Source organism: Anaerostipes stercorihominis, assembly GCF_057535655.1.
Genome location: NZ_BAAJCL010000019.1, coordinates 1 through 19,247 on the forward strand (window position 1 = coordinate 1; position 19,247 = coordinate 19,247).

Below are 19,247 nucleotides of genomic sequence, written 5' to 3' on the forward strand. Positions count from 1 at the left end.
ATACAAAGAGGTCAACAGATGCCAACACAAACGTGCACTCGCATTAACTGCCCGTAAATTTGTGCGTTTAATCTTTCGACTGCTGAAAGACAACCGCCTATACTGTCCAGCAAAGTAGATTTCATCTATTTGCTGATGAGCTACGCCCTGCTCATTTTTAAAAATCTGGTCGACAGGGCTTAGGTGGGTGTTTTTTGTCTTCATGAGATATATACAAAAATATATGATTTTTATGTTATTTATCTCTTGACATCACACCGCTGGACTTTCAAAATGCAAATATTTCAATGCATTTTTAGTACGAAAACATATCTGCAAATTCGGTTTTTCATAACGCAGACGCTTGATAGCTTCAGCCTTATCAATTAAACCATCAAAAAACAACTCAACTGTGTTAAATACCCTATCGTTTGCTACTCCTCCAATAACAATATCATAATCTGTAGAATCTCTGCCACTGCGGCAATTCAGAATAAAATCTAACCACTCTTCCGAATAAGCATCGAATTTCAGAACCTTTAATACCTTGTATGCATTTTTATCAAACTTATAACAAGAAATTACACCATCTTTGCCACGGCTTTTAAATTTTCCACACCACTTCAATGCTTGTTCGTGCAACGGAGTAGTATAAAAACCAATACCAAAATCTACATTATGTCGAGAATGTTGCAAATCTGGATTTGCAATTTCTAAATAGGAGCCATGATATAAAATCATAACGTTACACCTCTTTCATGCATTAGCTCAATAATATCATTGACAATATATTCTTTGCTTTGCGTGTGCAGAATCTCATACTCCGGTACAATATATCCATGCAAAATATCACTCTTATCCTTAAACATTTTGTATACTTCTTGAGGAGATACTCCTAGACTTTCTGCAACATTCTCTATACAAAATACAGCAAATTCAAGTTCTCTGGAATTATGGATGCTTTCATTTTTATCCATATTGGATACCTCCGTTACATTCTGCAACTGTTTTCTTACAATGGTTACTTTCATTTTCTTTTTTATTATACGGTACACCATCATGTACGTCAATGTACATTCCAATTTCATCTTTTCGGAAGAAAAAGGGAATGCCAAACCAAGACATTCCCCATAAATACTATATTTCTCATCGTTTCTTATGCGTGTTTCATTGTTTGTTTCTTTCGTGGTATATGAAACATTTGTTATTATATAGGACGATTTCTATTTCTATTTTTTAAGTTTTCGTTTTTTCAGCCACAATCCAACGGCTCCGGCACCCGCCACCAACGAAACAATGACATATGGTGTCATTGTTTTTGTGTCTCCGGTTTGCGGTGTAGAAGTCTCATCGGTACTTCCCAGCGTTTTTGTTTTGGAACTCTTTGGCGTTTCCGGTTTTGGCACTTCCACGGTAACCTCTGCATTTCCACCATTAATACCTTCTCCATTCACCGTCGCCTGATTGGTGAGCTTCTTGCCCAGTGCTGTTTTTAAAACCATTGCCTGATAGGTAATCACTGCCTTTTCTCCGTAAGACATTTCCGGAATTGTAACTGTCAGCGTATTGTCTTTGACTTCTACGGAATATCCTTTGACACCCTGTACCTTTACGCTTTCTTCTAAAAGTTTCAGCTCCTTCGGCACCTGATCCCGGATGACGACGTTCTTTGCCTTGGCTCCTTCCTTCTTCAGGGCAACCGCTACGGTATAATTGACCGTTTCTCCTTCTTTGTAAGATTTTTTATCAGCATCTTTGGTCATGATGACATCAGACCTTAAGACTTTGACCGTATTGTCATCCTGCTTTTCTCCGGCATTTTCTGCCAGCGCCGCCGCTTTATTTTCATACGTTCCGGTTTTGGTAAACCGCACATCATACGTCACAGTGATCGTATCCTTGGATGTCATATCTTTTCCGGTTTCAATGTAGAAATTGTTGGAATTGACCGCCATTTTACAGTCCTTGGTGATGTCTTCTCCATTCCATACCACCTTCAGCGTATCTTTCTGAATTTCCAAACCGTCTGCCTGCTTGAAAGAATCTTTTAGAATGACATTTTTGGCTGTGGCATTGGCGTTTTTCTGTGTGATGTTTAAGGTGTACGTTCCGGTTTCCCCTTCGGTATATTCGGTTTGATTGGATGCCTTTTCGATATCCAGATCCGGTTCGTCTTCTTTGACTTCCACCACATGATGGGCTTGATCCTCCGGTGTATTCTCCGAGGTTGATACCGCGGTATTGGTATATTCTCCGGTCTTTGAAAATACAACACGGTAGGTAACTTCCATTTCATCTTCATCCGTTAGATTTTTTCCGGTGGCAATCTTAAAATGATTTCCTTCCACCGTGATCTTACAGTCTTTGGTAATATCCTTATGATTGAATGTTACCGCAAGACTGTCTGCATCATAGGTCATTCCATCTTCCTGAACAAAGGTATCGGTAATAACGACATTCTTTGCCGTCAGATCTTCCTTGGTCTGTTTCACTTCCAGAGTATAGTTTCCGGTTTCTCCGACTGCATACTGCTGTTTGTTGGACTTCTTTGTGATCTCAAGCTGTGGAGCCTTCATCGTAAGATCTTCGGTGTCTTCGCCTCCTCCGGATGGAATCGTTTCATCCTCTTTGATTTTATCTCCATTGGTATTCTCTGTTGCCGGAGCAGAGAATGTATTTTCCAACGAACTCTCCAGAGCTGCTTCGTCTGTTATGGTTGCATCGTAAGTCACCGTGATTTGATCGGCATACGGCAAGGCATAGAAGTTGATTGCCCGACTCTTAGTAACCCCGTCTTCCAACAGATTTTCATATCCTTTTGCCGGAATTTCTCCCTGTTTTAATGCAAAGTTCGTACGAATCGTAAATCCTTTTCCGTTCGCAGCATAGGTAATGTCAACATCGTTTGTCACATCTTTTCCCTGGATTAAAACGGCAACCGTTCCTTCTTTCACCTCCAGTCCTTTGGCTTTTACCAGGTCGTTTAAGACAAGATCTCTCATAAAGGTTCCGGGATTGCGATTTGTGATCGTCACTTTGTATCCAACGGTATCTCCGACTTTATGTTTTGTACTCGGTGTACTCTTTACCACATCCACTTTTGGACTGTTGATGTAAACCTGCTCTTTGTCGCTCTTTTCCGGAATCCCTGCGGCAATCGCAGATGCCGTATTATCGACACAGGTTCCGTTACTTGCCACCAGCGCTTTTGCATCGTAAGTGATTGTTATGGTCGTTCCATACGGCAGCGCATAATCTCCTTTGGATGTTAAGACCCAACCGTTTCCACTTTGAGAAATGGTATAAGCTGCTGCGTCGATTCCCGTCACTTTCACACTGCTCATGTCCAAGGCAACGGTATCCGGTAAGGTTGTATCAGAAATGGTAAAATATGCGGTATCCGCATTCTTATTGGTATTTTTTACCTGCACAGTGTAATGAATGACGTCCCCCACCTGATGCTCATAACGGTTGACATCCTTAGTGATCTGAAGCCCCGGATCACTCGCTCCTTCATCGCCCGTGGAAAGATGAAGTTCTGTGGATACGTCATTGGTTGGCAGCTGATATTCATCTATGACCGTTTTCGCATTGTTTTTCTCTGTGAGTACGGTCTGTGTCTGATTGAAATGACCATGTGCTTTCCATTTGCTGCGAAGCGCCTCAAGAGTTTCTTTCTTCGCATCCTCCGGCACGTCCATTTTTACCTTGATTTGCAGCTGATATACCGTATTTTCATAGAAGGCTGCATTTTTCGGATTTTTCAGTGTCGCAACGACCTGATTTCCGGTGGTGGAGATCTGAAACATGGAGCTGACGTCCTTGCTTTCACTATTGCTGTCTTCTCCCATCACTTTGACCGACAGAATCTTCATACACTCTTCCACCTGATCCTGAAATTCAAACTTGTCATAGTAGAAATTTTGAGGAATCCCACTTGGCACCGTCTGCTCCACCGTATAGGTCCAGGTCTTGCTAAGATCCCGAAGGGTATTTTTTGTAACCTCCGTTTCATCATCATCGGAGATGCTTTTGGTAGGATTTGCCGGCTGGAATTGTGTCATTGCCTGACCACTTCCCACGTACTGCTCCTGATTGGACGGTGCATCAATATGTTCCCCGTCCTTCATTCCTCCATCTCGTCCAAACGTATACACAAAGGAACTGTCCTCAAAGATAAAGCCTGCTGCAGTGCTTGCCTCACCGTCATAATTGGTTTTGGAATTTGCAAAGTACACATTTTTCTCTCCGGACTTTTGATAAGAAAGAATTGTGTTTCCTGCAACATACTGCCCGTCGATCTTTGCGGCGGATATTCCAATGTACTGATAGGAATCAATATCACTTAAAGTAACATTGGATTTTAACGTCACCTTGCTCTCCGTTCCGGCACGGTAAAAATCACTGTGAACCGTCACTTCCTCTAATCCTACATAAGCGGCATTGGTAATTCCATCCCCTAATGCGACATATCCGTTTTCTCCCTGATATTTTTCGATGCCGGTGACGGTACGTACTAAATCTACGGTGATCCAATGTCCATTGGTTCCATCCGACTCACACTGATAAATTTTCAAGTTGGAGATTTTCAACTGAATATTTCCCGCCGTGTTTTCCGCGGTTTTAAACCATGTATAATCCTTTAAAAAGGAAGGCAGGTTCAAGTCCGACCCCTGATAGGTGCTTGGGGCGGAACACTTCGTTCCCTCCGCTACGGTAACTTTGGTACGGCTGGTTTTCTGCAGCTTAAAGCCGTAAGAAGCATCCACCTTTAAAGCTTTCTCTTTGCTGTCATCATAGCCGGAATATTCATGAGTATATTTCGTCCCATTTTTATCTACTTCTCTCCATCTCCTGCCACCATCGGTGTTTTCTTTGATCGTATACGCATCATCGGTATTCACCTGTGCCAGCACCAAAGTTCCACCGGAAAACAGACCATTGATTCCCAGCATGAATACCGTCATCACACAGAGAGCCTTCCGAAACACGGTTCTGATTTTTCGTCTCTTTTTCATAGATTTTCCTTTCTTGTCGTATTTCATATATAAAAAAAGACATCCTTGGATGCCTTACTGTTTGATCGGATTTCTCATTTTTTGGGGGACTTCGTTCTGATTTCATCACTCACCTCCTGTTTTCGAGTACAAAAAAAGCAGATCATAGTATCTGCTTTTCATTTCTGATTGAGTTTTTTCATTTATTATTTAATCACAACCGGTTTCCCTATGATCCCAGCCCCTAACTGATGCGTGTCAGAACAAAAGAAAACAGGTTTTCCATTTTTATACCCAACAATCTTTAACGCTAAATAAGCAATTCCACGGTCAGAATCCCGGAAGGTCGGACTAAAATATCCTTTCTGCCCAGACTTGATCACACCATCATATTCATTGATTGTAGGCGTTTTTAGTTCAGATAGACTTTTATATTCTTTTCCCAACTCTCCGATATTATAGTACAAAGTAACTCCATTTTTTGCCGTATAGCATTCATACTCCATATAATTTTCGTCTGTCATATAATAATTCACATAACCATATTTTCCCAAACCATATCCACTAAAATAATTATCAAAGTTCTTTGTCGTATCGGATTCACAGTAAATGGTATGATCGGTGAACGTTTTCGTACTGTTTGCTTTTCTCTCAATTTCCGCAACATCAATCGGATCCGTCAAGCCCGGCATCTTTCCGGTATACGGTTTCCCATCCTTTGTATATTTTGATGTTGTGGAAGAACTGCTGGAAGCATTGTAAGCTTTTTTCTTATAAGTTTTCCAAAGCTTTTTCTTTGTATTATAAATTTTCACCGTTGCGGTACTGTTCCCTGCAACTTTACTCAACTTAATATTAAAATACCCTTTGACTTTGCTGGCTTTTTTTGTGTATGTCTTGCCGTTCATCGTTACCTTTACCGTATATTTCGGACGAGTGTAGCCTTGAATGTTTTTCGCTGTCTTGCTAAACTTACGAATACTTGCAGTTTTGGCAATCACATAGACTTTTTTCTTGGTATAAAGCTTCCACTTCTTTCCTTTCTTTTTGTAGGAACGGACATAAAAACTTTTCCCGGCAGACTGCTTTGGAATCTTCATGCTGTAATTTCCCTTCTTGCTCGCAATCTTTTTGTAAGTTTTCTTTCCGATTTTCACTGTCACACGGTACTTTTTCTTGGTTTTTCCTTTTACCTTGGTTGTTGTGTTATACACCCGATTCACTGTCAGCTTCTTCTTCGCTGCACTCACATCATTTGTTGCCGGCAATAAGGTCACTGAAAAAAACAATGCCGCTGCCACTGCCATGGTTCTTTTAAATTTTCTCATATCTTTTCCCCCTTTGAATTGAAATTTTTTAAGATTTCTATTATAATATACTTAACAAGACAACTGGAGTGGGTTAAAACCACTTGCCCCCTCAAAAGAAGTAACCGTTTGTTACCCTGAGAAAGTACATGGTTACTTCTTTTCTATGTAAAAATTTATATACCGCAATTCCTACAGTCATCAGATTAAATGCTAATTTAGCACCCCAAAATTTCTTTTATGATTTCGTCGGTTAATTCCTCTCCAAACAATTCTTCCTCTGGCACCTCCAAATCCCAGTCATCATCTACGCCCAGCTTATCTTTTCACTGTCTGATTTCTTCTTCCGTCATTGGTCTTCCCTCCGATTTTTCGTGCTTTTCCATAATCTTTCTCATCTCGCTTACGCAATCTGAATTTTCCCATGCTCTTTTATTTCCAATTACATACAACCTATATTTTGCTCTTGTAACTGCCACATTTACTATATTTTTATTTACCCATCTGACTGCACCCGAAGCTGCCCTGCTGTCATCACATCCTAACAAAAATATAACTTCATTTGCTTCTTTTCCCTGAAATGTGTGAACAGTTCCTATGCTCTTATTCATCCATTTATTTAAATCACTCGATGATACATTTTTTATATATTTTGCACCATTTTTACTCAGATATTCTTTCATTCCATTCACTACCGTAGTAAATGGACTGATAATGAAAACATTTGGAAAACTGCTTTTTTGAAATGCTTTTTCTAACATATTACAAACTTCAACTCCCTGTTCGCTTACAAAATGATTTTTATTTCCTTTTTCTTTTCCACCTATATCAATCCATTGTGATTTAGAATAAATAAAAGTTTGTTCTATCTCTGGTTTTGGTTTAGCTGTTTGCTGTTTCATCATTCCATTATATGACAATATATTTGAAATATCATACATTGGAGAAACACATCTTCTATGTACTAACAGCGGACATCCTACCCATTCCGGATTATCACTCCCATTGTCTATAAATGTTCCAAAAGGATTCATTATATCTGCACAAATCTGTACAGATACATCTTTCTCTTTATACGGAGCATAAACCTCTTCTTTATATGCTTCCCTTAAAATTTTCAAATCATCTGTTACTACCGGTTCAATTTGCTTCGGATCTCCAACAATCATTGCCTTTCTTGTTCTAAATAGTGCTCCTAATGCCATTTGAGGCTGTGCCTGACCGGCCTCATCAACAACCAGTAATCCAAGAGCTCCACTCTGATTTACATCTTTTAAAAATGATCCAACAGATGCAAACGTCGAAGAAATAACCGGAACAAGTAAGAATAATGTTTGAATTAGAGCTGTTATACATACCTTCTTATCCTTCTCGGAAAATTCTATTATTTTTTGTCCCTCTTTTAAATATCCCCAATAATGCCCCAACGACCTAAAATTATTTCTACATGCTTTTGACGAAAGAATAAATTCCTTATTTAATTTCATTGCATAATAGAACAATTTTTCTCGCTCTCTGTTATATTTCTGTGTCGTCCATGGATTATCCACCTGTGCTTGTGTTGATTTTTTTTCCTCACTGCTAAAAAGTCTTTGAATATATTCCTTATTGATAACAATCCCTTTTTGATCTTCCTTTCCACCAGCAAAACCATTCATTATTTGGGTATACTTTTTTTGACAGTTTTCTATATTTATCTTTTCTTCCCTGATATCTTTTTTTAATTCATTCTCTTGATTTTCTATCTCCAAAAGATTTCGTTGAACCGATTTTCTATCACTATTTATATCATCTATTTCTCTTTTTAAACTCTGGTATTGTTCATTTAATAAATCTAAGTTCTCTTTACCAAGCGCATTGCGAGTCTGATTGTCAAAAATCTTGCCTTGAATCTTATCGCTCTCCTTCCTATACAGCTCTATCTGTTCCATGACCTCTCTAAATTTTCTCGTTTTAAACAATTTTGCAAAAAAACCAATCGAATCTTTAACCGATAATATTTTTATTCCAATTTCATGTAATTGCACCTCTAAAGATTTCTGCTCGGTTTCCTGTCTTTTATATTGTTTTTCTGCTGTCTCCCTTCTAAATTCTATATCTTTAAATTTTTCATAACAGGACTCGAATGATTTTTCGATTCTTTCTAAATTTCTTTTCTCCTCCTCTTTTTCAATATTTTTATGAGTCAGTAATCGCTGGTTTTCTTGAATTTGCTTTTCTAATTTATATATCTTTTCGATCGTCTCTATTGAATATACTGTATATAAATTCAACTCGTTTTGCATATCCTTTACAATTTTATATTGTTTCCAAAACATTTGACGGACTTTACGATATTTATACACTCTATCCTCTACCGTTGCATTTGTATCATACAAATCTTTCGATAGATTAGAAAGTACATTATAATAGAATCGACTATTGTTACTTTTTTTCCCAAGCGGAGCAGCAATTAAGCCCCATGCATTTTGAATTCCTAAAAGCTCATTTGCATATTCTGTAAAGTATATATCTGGAAGTTCTCTCGTATCCTCCTTATTCCATTTGAATAATTTTTCTTTATCTTCCGACTTGGTTACATCAAATAATTGCTGTACTTCTTCTAATTGTTCCTTTATAATTTCTGATTTCTCTCCCTCTGTGTTTAAGTCTCGTAATATACTATCTCCTATAGGAAGTTCTTTTGAAATATTTTCAACAGCAGCATTATTAGACGATGTAATCAAAATTCCATAGTCATTGATTTTATCATTTTTCAATTTATACCAACACGGTACATATTTTGAATGTATCTGATTATTTTCGTTACAAAACTCATACTTTTCAAATGCATCATCCGGGAAATCATACTTGGCTAACAAAACAGCTCGTTCTACAACATTATTAACTACAATTTCTTTTAATAAAGTTGTCTTGCCTGTACCCGGCGGTCCATTCACCGAAAATATATCTCCATCTCTTCTAAATATTTTTTGCGTGTTTTCTCCAACTAATAAATTAACAGCCATCTGCTGCATAAAAGCCGGCATATATTTTGACGGCCATTTTCCAAGTGGAGCATTTTCTAAACAAAACATAAGATTTAAATGTAATTCATATTGTTCTAAATTGTTACTATGGACAACATCAATTTTGGAGAAATTATCCTTTTCTATATAATTCTCATATAGTGCTAAAATATAATCTTGCATTTTTTTATCTAAAGTTCCGAGGGCATTTTGATTAATTAACATTTTAATATCATTTAAAAAATAACCTCTACTCAGCCCTATGTACATATCATCCTCATATTGAGTTTTTGATTTTTCGTCACAAAACATCTGATACAACATTACATAGGATTTTTCCACTTCAATCTGAGATGAATTTTTGCTAAATACATTTCCGATATACTTATAATAAATACATTCATATAACCTATGAATATCATCTAAGCGAACCAAATATGGTTCTTCCTCGTCATTTTTAGGTATAAAAAATTTTTCCAACTCCATAATCTCATTATTATATGTACCATAGCTCATCCCTTTGGAAATATGATCTTGTTGACCTTCCACTTTGCTTACAGCCCATAATACCGGCGATAAAGACAGGGATTGATCAATATATGTTCCTTGAGGACTCACTTGAAAAGCTGCCAATGCGATGGAATCCACTAATGTCTCCGGTCGATCATCTTCTTTTATTCCAAATTTCGTAATTAACTCTTTAATACACGTTTCCCTTTTTATTTTTCCTATATAGATAGTGATATTTCCCCAGCACTTCATTCTACATTCTTTTGCTTCTTCGGATACAGTTGGAATAATTTCCCCATCCCCAATATTCATGAATTCCATCAAATACTTTACATTGGAAACTTCACCTTTCTTACATCTCTTTTTATGATCTCTAATCTTTTTAATATATTTTATTTCTGACGGAAAATTTTCTTGATTCAAAAATTCCATCATATACCAATATTCTAATATCTTGTTTATTTGGGACTTTGGTTTTTTCATCTGACGTACTCCTAGATATTATATTTGTTAACTATATTTTCCCAATAATATTATACACTAGAATTTTCACTTTGTCATATTCTTTTCCAAAAGTCTCTCCAATTATTATCATAGGTTCTTCCACTGGGGAGGACTCCGATTCTTAAATTTATTGAATGCTCCTTTCTGATTTTGGGTACAAAAAAGGAACAGATATTTGTATCTGCTCCTTAAAGTTTTTATTAGGTCACTGAAAAAACAATACCGCTGCCACTGCCATGGTTCTTTTAAATTTTCTCATATCTTTTCCCCCTTTGAATTGAAATTTTTTAAGATTTCTATTATAATATACTTAACAAGACAACTGGAAAAGATAGATGAAGCCTATCCGCTCCGGGAACAAGTTCTATAATAGTCACCCGTTCCGGCCAGAAGCAGGGTGACTATTTTTTATGTGTAAATGTAAGGATGGCTACTATTAACAGTGCCGTGTTTATGATTACCATAAATTCCTCGTATGTACTCATAAGCACCACCCCTTTCGTAAGACTCCGAAACGGATGGAATCACCCTTTCCAGTTGCCTGGTAAAAGATATTATTCTTTCATCTTATTAATACTCTATATTATATTGATTTGCTTGTCAGGTTTATTTTCACTTTTTACATCTTACATTTTACCACGGTATTTGTCTCATGGAGTCCCAACTTTCTTTGCTGCACTTACACCACTCGCCAGCAGTAAGGTTACTGAAAAAAACAATGTTGCTGCAACTGCCATGGTTCTTTTCCATCTTCTCATATCTTTTCCCCCTTTGGATTGAAATTTTTTAAGATTTTATAGAATATACTTAACAAGGAAATCTACACGATGGATAAATCCCATCCGCCCCTTTCCGCAAAGCTCGGAACGGATGGCTTGCCGACGGTCAATTTCCCAAGAAAATATATTCTTTACTTTATTATATACGATCCTTGTCAGATTGTCTTCTTTACTTTTACATTTTATATTTTAACACGGGTTTTGTCGCATGGAGTCCCAACTTTTCCATTTTTATCTTTCAACACTTTGGTATGGTTGAAGTAATGGCTTCCATGCCGTAATTTTTACTTTTACAATCTCCATATCATCAATATAACATTGTGAATCGTACCATCTCCAAGACCCATCCTCACAATATACAGCAAGTTGATCACAAAGAGGCTTTTTATCAAAAATTGACAAATAAGTTACATGAACCGGATTTTTCACAGAAATATCCGAAAGTCTTACAGGTTTGGGTAACTCTAATTCTGCAGGTATCCACGCTTCTTTTAAATTGTCTGAAATTAGCATCCGATAATTATTCGCAACCTTATCATACAGCCAACACTTTATGTGGTCGAAAGAACCGCAAGTTAACATTGATGTCTTTAATTTTGCTTTTTTATCGACACAATCTTCATTTAAAAGCCACTCTAAATCTTTTTCTCGAACCAAATATACTTTCTTTTTCCATGCTCCGGCTTCTACTAAGGCAAGCTGATAAATTTTCATTGCTTCAGAAAAAATTTTACCCTCTTCGTATCTTAGTACATAGCCGTATTTTATTTTTTTGATCTGATATTTCATTTTATCACCTTAGGGTTTTCCTTTCTCTTTGCTCTGTTTTCCAAAAATATAATCACAAAAATCTTTCCTCTGCTGTTTGAGATATTCAAAGAAAAACTGCCACAGAACCACCTCTATCTTTCAAAATCTCTTGTATTTTGTCTTTCATACCCCCGAACTTGATCCCTTAATTTATGATTTTCCATCCGAAGTAATTGACTTACTTCCTGTTCTTCTTTTAATGCTCTTGTTAACCTTGCATTTTCTTCAAAAATCAATTCAATACTTCCTTGCAAAATATCCTTATTACAATTCACAGATTTCTCTAATCGTATTCTTTCCCGATATTTATAATCTTCCACCAATAAATCAATGCCTTGAAGTTTTTTCATGTCCGGTACCATTTTTTCTACCACCTCATCTCTGATTTTTTTTACATCTCCTTCTACATTTCGAACTGTTGGACGAATATCCGTCGTATCTACCTTGATATCTTTGATTGTCGTTCCATCTTTTTTAAACTGAACTACCTGTGCCCAAATTCCTGTAGCAGCTCCTAAAATCGCTACAACCAGTGCCACAACTTCTGCTGTTCCCATTCCATCTCCTCCTTTATCATAAGAATAATGGTATAACATATAAATATAAGCTTCTATAACTCCCATTATAATCAATATATATGGAATAGGAAAAACGTTTCTTTGTCTCTCATTTTTTTTGATCATTTCATCTCCTAAATTCTTCTAACATATGTATGCAAACCACCTGCTATTTTTGGCTTTCATATTTTTTCACATTTCATGATCTCCTCTCTCCCGGCTTTGTTTTCCAAAAATATAATCACAAAAATCTTTCCTCTGCTGTTTGGGATATTTTTTAAAAAACTCTGTTTGCATCATCCTTTCACACGCACTCTCTCGAAAACGCAAATCAGAAATATACTGGCATCCAAGCTTCTCTTTCATTTCTTCAAATATATCGTGATCCATCGACGCGCTCCTATTCTGTGAATCGTTTGTTATTATCTTGATTGCATGATAAAAAAATCTACCTCTATTCCTGTAATTCAAAATATAAATTCAAAGCTTTTTCAATAATTTGATCCATTTCTTTTTTTTCTGGAAGAACAGGGAAAAATTTTTTTAAGATTGGAGAACTAATTTTGTAATTATCACCATTCTTTGAAATCGTTGTTTTCTTTTTCTGACAGATTTCCTCCAAAAAATCTTTAGATAATTGCTTTTCGTTGTATCGGCGTCTTAACTCTTCACTTGTTTTCTCTGTAATTTTTTGCCCCTTTTCTATAATTTCTGCCAGATCATCCTGAAATTCTTTTGGAAGATATGATAAATTGACTGCACTCCGCAGAGAAAGATTCCCCTGATCCAGAAATTCTTTCAATTTACTGCTTAATTGATAAACTCGCAAATATCTTTTCAGCGTTGTACCGCTTAAATGAAATTCATCTTTCGCTGTCTGATACTCTTCTTTTTCCTCCGGTTCCATCAAATCCATCCGTCTCCCTTGTGCTTTCAGCGCCTCATTTCTCCGATAGATCAATTCCGCTTTCTCTGAATGCAGCATAGTTTCAAATCCATGCTGTATATTTGATTCCATAAATACCAGTTCCGCAGTATTATCATCCATTTCTCTTATAATACAAGGAATTTCAGAAAGTCCTGCTAAAATCGCTGCATCTCTTCTATGATGTCCTAAAATAATTTCATATGTGCCATCTACAAAGGGGCGTACAACAATCGGTTGAACAATCCCATTATCTTTTACCGATGCGACCAGATCGCTCATATCTTTCTCAGAATATCGATTTTTTCCAATATTCCCTCTTTGATAATCCACCAGCTGGCTTAATTTTATTTCCACAATTTCATTTTGATTGCCTGCTCCTGTATCGCCCACACTCAATTCTTCATCTAAACCAAACATTTCTCCTAACCCTTTTAATTCATTATTCATTCTCTAATACCTCCTGCGCTAACTTTACATAAGCTTTTGTCGCATCTGAATTTTTTTCAAATGCTGCAATTGGCTTATGCTCTCGAATACTTTTTCCAACGGCTACTCTTAGTGGAATTGCATTTTGAAAAATATTTAATTTTCCATATGCATCATAAATCATCTCAATAATCTCCTGAGGTAATTTTGTTCGAGTATCAATTTTTGTTAATAGAATTCCTTCGATTTTTAAAGCCGGATTTAACTTTCGTTTGATCATCGCCACAGATTGTAGCAATAATTCCAAACCTTTGGCACTTAAAAACTCTCCATCAACCGGTATGATGACGCTATCTGCCGCCGTTAGAGCATTAATTGTTAACATTCCCAAGGAAGGTCCGCAATCAATCAAAATATAGTCATACTCTTTCTTATACTCTGCCAATACGGTTTTTAATATTTGTTCTCTGCAGGTTGCATTCACTAAGAAAATTTCAGCGGTTGACAGAACAATATTTGCCGGAATCAAATCCATATCATGGATCTGAATAATCACATCCTGTTTCTCCGGCAAAGGCTCATCTTGAATTTCCAGTTGCATGAGATCTGCAATGGTCTGAATCTCTTCGTTTTGAACTCCAAGAGCAACTGACAAACTTGCCTGTGGATCAAAATCAACCAACAAAACCTTTTTTCCTGCCTTGGCTAATTCAGAACCTAAATTTAAGGTTGTTGTTGTTTTCGCCACTCCACCTTTTTGATTCACGATTGCAATTACCTTTTCTCTCATTTCAATATCTCCTTTTCTCTTTATTTTATAATTTTCTTAGTTCACTTTATATTAGAGGGTCAATCTAAAAAATAATGATGATTGATTAATAAAAAAACAAAATTGACCCTCTAAGCTAAATAAGGGGTAGCCCGTATAAGGCCGGTAGCACAGCCTGATTTTTTGCAATAAAATAAGCGCAGATGTGAGAATAAATTACTCTCTGACAACTACGCTTGTATGCTACTAAAATTTCCTCGAAAGGAAACTGTCAAATATTCTTTGATAAGTTACTTCTTTTTATATTACTTTTCGCGGAAAAATTCATCTGCAATAAAATCCGGTGATTCTGCCCAAAAGCCGTATAGTCTATCGAGCTTTCGTTGTTACTCCCAGTGCATTCATCAATGCTTCTCTCAACACTCCAGATACATTCAAATGTGCTTCCTCTGCTTCACGATTTAACCAATTCGGCAATGTTACATTTCTGCGAACCATTTTGTTATCAACCATTCTTCTGTACGCTGTAAGATCTACATCAACCAATGATACGATTCCTTTTCCATCTTTCGCAAATGTTCCTTTACTAACATCAATTTCTGCCATTGCTGTCGGTTCCGGAACCGGTTTATTTTCGTCCTGCAAATCAATACACGTCAATCCAATTGCATCTCTTGCCATTTCTATTGCATCAGAGATAGTTCCTTTTTCTTCTCCTTCCTCATTTGCTTCTGTTAAAATCCTCAGATCTGGAACTTCTACTAAAATATTAGTATCCACATCTGTAAAAATAACTGGATATGCTATTTTCATAATGTCTCCTCCTATATTACTATCTTTATTACGGACTAAGAACAGAAGATTTTATAATCCCCATTTTCTTAGAATTGCTTTTGCTAATCTTTCATTTATTTCTCGATGTCTTGGAATCTTTTCTTCATCATCCCCTCGCTTGTAAATATCATGGTTTCCACCATGTCTTACAAACTCAAAACCTGCTTTTTCTAGTTTCTTTATTAGATCTCTTTGCTTCACCTATTCTCCTCCTTATGATTATATTATACACATTTAGTGTGTATTTATCAATATTTTAAATCATAAAAATACCCAGGACCCGGAGGCTACCTAGGTACGTTCATTGGAAACTTCTTTCTTGTTTTATTCTTTGTATAATGGCATAAACACGTTATTGCAATTTGTTTGGTCCGTATCAACACTCCATTGAACACTGTAATATCCCATTTCTTTTGCAGTCTGAATTACTTCTGCATTATAATCTCCATAAGGCGGTCGGAACAGATCCATGGATGTATGAATCACACTTTTGGCCTTATCGCCTGCTCCGCGAATCTCTTCCTGCTGCTCTTCTTTTGACAGCTTTGTCATATATTTATGATGATCTCCATGATTTCCAACATCATGTCCCTGCGCATAAATTTTCTGCACGTCCTGTGAATATCGGCTGATCCACTCCCCGGAAAAGAAAAATGTTGCCTTTACGTTTTCTTTCTTGAGAATTTGCAGAATTTCATCCATATCTTCGTTTCCCCATGCCACATCAAACGTAAGACTCAGGACTTTCTCCTTTTTCTCCACGCAATAGATAGGAAGTGTCTCCGGTTCTTTTTCTTTCCAAACATATAGGTTTTCCTGAAAAAAATCGCTATGTTCCTTAATTACTCCTTTTATAACAACTGCCGCCAAAATCATAATCAGGGCAATTGAAACGAATTTATGAACTTTTTCTTTCTTCATAAAATCATCTCCTGCTTTTTTTACAGCTTATGAAAAAAAATACTGAGAAATGCCTCCTCAGTATTTTCTGCATCATGACGGTATTTTCCGACATTTTTATTTTTTTATCTGCCCTTTTTGAATAATTGCTGCAATATTTAATTCTTGATCCAAAAAAACCGCATTGGCATAGGCTCCTTCTTCCAGGCTTCCGTAATATGGGTCAATCCCAATGGATTTTGCAGGATTTACCGCAGCACATTTTACAGCACTGTACAGCGGAATTCCCATTTGTTTCACTGCTGTTTTCATACAGTCCATCAGATTTGTTGCAGAACCGGCAATGGCTCCTCCCTCGGTTAAAGTGGCACGGTTCCCAACCACGGTTACCGGCTGGCCTCCCAGCTCATACTGCCCGTCTTTCATTCCTGTTGCCATCATACTATCACTAATCAATACAATGTGATCGTCCCCAAACATTTCAAATGTTGCCCGAACGCAGGAAGGATGAATATGAACCCCATCGCAGATCAATTCCACAAAACAGCCGCCATCCCTGGCTGCACCAATGACTCCGGGCGCCCGATGAGTAAACGTCGGCATCGCATTGTACAAATGGGTTACATGATCGGCTCCATGGCTAATTGCTTCCATTGCGGTATCATAGTCTGCAGTTGTATGTGCAATGGAAATATGAACCTGATCCTTGACTTGATCAATAAATTCCATAGCCCCCTCGATTTCCGGAGCAAGATCCACCAATTTAATTAACCCGCCGGAGGCCTCCTGAAGCCTCCGATACATTTCCACATCCGGAGCCTTAATATCGTCTTCTTTTTGCGCCCCTTTCTTTGCCGCTGAAATAAAAGGCCCTTCCATATTAATACCGACAAGATCTGCTCCTGTTGTCCCTTTCAATGCCTTTGCAGCCTTCATCACCTTTAAAAGCTGCGCTTCCGGAACTGTCATTGTCGCAGGACAAATTGCCAATACTCCATTTTCTGCTTCATATTCTGCCAATTTCTGAATTGCTTCTTCCGTTCCGTCGCACATGTCATACCCAACACAGCCATGAAAATGAACGTCAACCAGCCCCGGAATCACATAACACCCCTCAGCATCTACAATGGTCTGGTCTGTCGTAGTTTCCCGAAAATACTCTCCCTCTATATACAGCTCTTTCTCTTCAAAGGTTCCCTGATTTGTAAAGACTTTCCCATTTTTTATAATCATTGCAATACCTCTTCTTTCCTCCGCATCATCTTCCTGTTCTGAAAGTTATTGTAACATTTCAAACTTTTTCTGTAAATTCTTTCAAAATCATTAGATTTTACTTTCAAAAACTTGATCAATATTTTTAGGATACCCCGTATGACTGCAGGGTATCCTAAAAATAGTTTTCAATACTGGGAACCTATTTACAAATTTTTTCCATTTCCTCTGCTACAAACTGTACTTTCGGACCAATGATTACCTGAACACTTCCCTGTCCCGGATGAATAACTCCGGCAGCACCAGAAGATTTTACTTTCTTATCATCAACCTTTGAATCATCTTTTACTTCCAAACGAAGTCGTGTAATACAATTGTCGATCGATTTAACATTAGAGCTTCCTCCGAGTCCCTCTAAAATCACCCGTGCCATTGTTGTAAAGTCATTATTAGCAAGAACAATATTTTCCTCATCCTCTATATCATCATCTTCACGTCCCGGTGTCTTTAGGTCAAACTTCACAATCGCAACACGGAATACGATGTAGAATACAATAAATGCCGCAATACCAAGAGGAATGATCATCCATGTATTCTGTGCAGCCGGCAGACTGGATGAGAACACAAGGTCCGTTGCCCCGGCAGAAAAACTAAATCCGGCTCTGAATCCGACAACCGTTGCAACTGCTACAAAGATTCCATAAAGAATTGCATAAATTAAGTATAAAGCAGGAGCAAGGAACATGAATCCAAACTCAAACGGCTCTGTAACACCACAGACAAATGCACAAACTGCCGCAGAAGCTACCAATCCAATAGCAACTTTCTTTTTGTTACTTTTTGCTGTATGGATCATAGCCAGCGCTGCTCCCGGAACTCCAAACATCATACACGGGAAGAATCCTGACATATACATACCCAGACTCCATGATACATTTGCTGAAGTATCACCTGCCCAGAAATGTGTTAAATCTCCAAGTCCAATGGTATCAAACCAGAATACATTATTCAGTGCATGATGTAATCCTGTAGGAATCAACAGACGATTTAAGAATGCGTAAATTCCGGCTCCCACTGCTCCCATTTTAGCAATAGATTCTCCAAGAGTAATCAATCCTCCGAATACGATCGGCCATACAAAGAGTAAAATAACTGCCACAATAATTGATACAACACCTGATACAATAGCTACGCATCTCTTGCCACTGAAGAAAGAAAGCCAGTCAGGAAGTTTTGTATCTTTAAATTTATTATAACAGGTGGATCCAATAATACCTGCAAGAATACCGATAAACGGATTGACAATCTTATCAAATGCCAGTGTTGCATCCGGATTTTTTGCAACAGATGGCATAATCGTTGTGACAACTGCAGTAGACAACAATGTTGTAATCATAAGCCAAGATGCCAACGCTGCCAGGCCCCCGGTTCCGTCATGTTTTTCCGACATCCCAACACCGACACCAATAACAAACAGTAATGCCATATTATCAATCAATGCCCCTCCGGCTTTCACAAGAAAAAATCCAATTTGATTTCCAATGCCACTGATGTCTCCCCCTTGCATTGTCGCCGGACAAAGTGCATAACCAATTCCCATTAAGATACCGCAGATCGGCAGACATGCTACCGGCAGCATCAACGCTTTCCCAAGCTTTTGTAAATATTTCATCATAATTTTATTCTCCTTTCGTTTTCCATTTTTCCCATCTCTTTTTTAAATTCCA

General features: G+C 37.5%; 15 protein-coding genes. All 15 read right to left on the reverse strand.

All coding sequences use genetic code 11. The annotated features are described in order from the left end of the window. Window positions 1-252 precede the first annotated feature (252 nt). Window positions 253-720 carry a DUF3990 domain-containing protein gene (locus tag AC27EF_RS12735; RefSeq protein WP_487111145.1) on the reverse strand — a complete coding sequence of 156 codons (468 nt, stop codon included), beginning with the start codon at window positions 718-720 and terminating at the stop codon, window positions 253-255. Then, complete coding sequence (locus AC27EF_RS12740) at window positions 717-956, reverse strand: DUF3791 domain-containing protein (protein ID WP_487111146.1); 240 nt, start codon at window positions 954-956, stop codon at window positions 717-719. Before AC27EF_RS12740 ends, AC27EF_RS12735 begins: the two co-directional genes overlap by 4 nt. Before the next feature lie 252 nt (window positions 957-1,208). After that, window positions 1,209-4,997: an isopeptide-forming domain-containing fimbrial protein gene (locus tag AC27EF_RS12745; RefSeq protein WP_487111147.1), complete on the reverse strand. Its 3,789-nt coding sequence runs from the start codon at window positions 4,995-4,997 to the stop codon at window positions 1,209-1,211. Between the two features lie 185 nt (window positions 4,998-5,182). Beyond that, entirely contained in the window at window positions 5,183-6,304 is a 1,122-nt protein-coding gene (locus AC27EF_RS12750) for a serine/threonine protein kinase (RefSeq protein WP_487111148.1), read from the reverse strand. Between the two features lie 305 nt (window positions 6,305-6,609). Further along, a complete protein-coding gene (locus AC27EF_RS12755; protein WP_487111149.1) occupies window positions 6,610-10,284 on the reverse strand; it encodes a DEAD/DEAH box helicase in 3,675 nt (1,224 codons plus the stop codon). Window positions 10,285-11,315: 1,031 nt separating this feature from the next. After that, window positions 11,316-11,873: a hypothetical protein gene (locus AC27EF_RS12760; RefSeq protein WP_487111150.1), complete on the reverse strand. Its 558-nt coding sequence runs from the start codon at window positions 11,871-11,873 to the stop codon at window positions 11,316-11,318. Between the two features lie 113 nt (window positions 11,874-11,986). After that, window positions 11,987-12,451 carry a hypothetical protein gene (locus AC27EF_RS12765; protein WP_487111151.1) on the reverse strand — a complete coding sequence of 155 codons (465 nt, stop codon included), beginning with the start codon at window positions 12,449-12,451 and terminating at the stop codon, window positions 11,987-11,989. Between the two features lie 192 nt (window positions 12,452-12,643). Further along, window positions 12,644-12,841, reverse strand: coding sequence for a hypothetical protein (locus AC27EF_RS12770; RefSeq protein ID WP_487111152.1), 198 nt, complete (start codon window positions 12,839-12,841; stop codon window positions 12,644-12,646). 64 nt (window positions 12,842-12,905) lie between these two features. Further along, window positions 12,906-13,826: a ParB/RepB/Spo0J family partition protein gene (locus AC27EF_RS12775; RefSeq protein WP_487111153.1), complete on the reverse strand. Its 921-nt coding sequence runs from the start codon at window positions 13,824-13,826 to the stop codon at window positions 12,906-12,908. Next, entirely contained in the window at window positions 13,819-14,595 is a 777-nt protein-coding gene (locus tag AC27EF_RS12780; protein ID WP_487111154.1) for a ParA family protein, read from the reverse strand. Before AC27EF_RS12780 ends, AC27EF_RS12775 begins: the two co-directional genes overlap by 8 nt. Before the next feature lie 348 nt (window positions 14,596-14,943). Next, a complete protein-coding gene (locus AC27EF_RS12785; protein WP_487111155.1) occupies window positions 14,944-15,387 on the reverse strand; it encodes a type II toxin-antitoxin system HicB family antitoxin in 444 nt (147 codons plus the stop codon). A gap of 51 nt (window positions 15,388-15,438) precedes the next feature. Then, the gene (locus AC27EF_RS12790; RefSeq protein WP_487111156.1) at window positions 15,439-15,609 is read right to left on the reverse strand and encodes a type II toxin-antitoxin system HicA family toxin; all 171 of its coding nucleotides are present in this window, start codon (window positions 15,607-15,609) and stop codon (window positions 15,439-15,441) included. Window positions 15,610-15,732: 123 nt separating this feature from the next. Continuing rightward, the gene (locus tag AC27EF_RS12795) at window positions 15,733-16,329 is read right to left on the reverse strand and encodes a polysaccharide deacetylase family protein (RefSeq protein ID WP_487111157.1); all 597 of its coding nucleotides are present in this window, start codon (window positions 16,327-16,329) and stop codon (window positions 15,733-15,735) included. A 96-nt stretch (window positions 16,330-16,425) separates the two neighbouring features. Beyond that, the gene (nagA, locus tag AC27EF_RS12800; RefSeq protein ID WP_487111158.1) at window positions 16,426-17,541 is read right to left on the reverse strand and encodes an N-acetylglucosamine-6-phosphate deacetylase; all 1,116 of its coding nucleotides are present in this window, start codon (window positions 17,539-17,541) and stop codon (window positions 16,426-16,428) included. Between the two features lie 181 nt (window positions 17,542-17,722). Continuing rightward, complete coding sequence (gene nagE / locus AC27EF_RS12805; RefSeq protein WP_487111176.1) at window positions 17,723-19,192, reverse strand: N-acetylglucosamine-specific PTS transporter subunit IIBC; 1,470 nt, start codon at window positions 19,190-19,192, stop codon at window positions 17,723-17,725. Window positions 19,193-19,247: the final 55 nt, after the last annotated feature.

Coding starts and splice junctions, on each gene's coding strand:
- AC27EF_RS12770 (WP_487111152.1), bottom strand. CDS start 12,841: ATGGATCACGATATATTTGAAGAAATGAAAGAGAAGCTTGGATGCCAG.
- nagE (WP_487111176.1), bottom strand. CDS start 19,192: ATGAAATATTTACAAAAGCTTGGGAAAGCGTTGATGCTGCCGGTAGCA.
- AC27EF_RS12745 (WP_487111147.1), bottom strand. CDS start 4,997: ATGAAAAAGAGACGAAAAATCAGAACCGTGTTTCGGAAGGCTCTCTGT.
- AC27EF_RS12760 (WP_487111150.1), bottom strand. CDS start 11,873: ATGAAATATCAGATCAAAAAAATAAAATACGGCTATGTACTAAGATAC.
- nagA (WP_487111158.1), bottom strand. CDS start 17,541: ATGATTATAAAAAATGGGAAAGTCTTTACAAATCAGGGAACCTTTGAA.
- AC27EF_RS12750 (WP_487111148.1), bottom strand. CDS start 6,304: ATGAGAAAATTTAAAAGAACCATGGCAGTGGCAGCGGCATTGTTTTTT.
- AC27EF_RS12795 (WP_487111157.1), bottom strand. CDS start 16,329: ATGAAGAAAGAAAAAGTTCATAAATTCGTTTCAATTGCCCTGATTATG.
- AC27EF_RS12780 (WP_487111154.1), bottom strand. CDS start 14,595: ATGAGAGAAAAGGTAATTGCAATCGTGAATCAAAAAGGTGGAGTGGCG.
- AC27EF_RS12755 (WP_487111149.1), bottom strand. CDS start 10,284: ATGAAAAAACCAAAGTCCCAAATAAACAAGATATTAGAATATTGGTAT.
- AC27EF_RS12775 (WP_487111153.1), bottom strand. CDS start 13,826: ATGAATAATGAATTAAAAGGGTTAGGAGAAATGTTTGGTTTAGATGAA.
- AC27EF_RS12740 (WP_487111146.1), bottom strand. CDS start 956: ATGGATAAAAATGAAAGCATCCATAATTCCAGAGAACTTGAATTTGCT.
- AC27EF_RS12735 (WP_487111145.1), bottom strand. CDS start 720: ATGATTTTATATCATGGCTCCTATTTAGAAATTGCAAATCCAGATTTG.
- AC27EF_RS12785 (WP_487111155.1), bottom strand. CDS start 15,387: ATGAAAATAGCATATCCAGTTATTTTTACAGATGTGGATACTAATATT.
- AC27EF_RS12765 (WP_487111151.1), bottom strand. CDS start 12,451: ATGGGAACAGCAGAAGTTGTGGCACTGGTTGTAGCGATTTTAGGAGCT.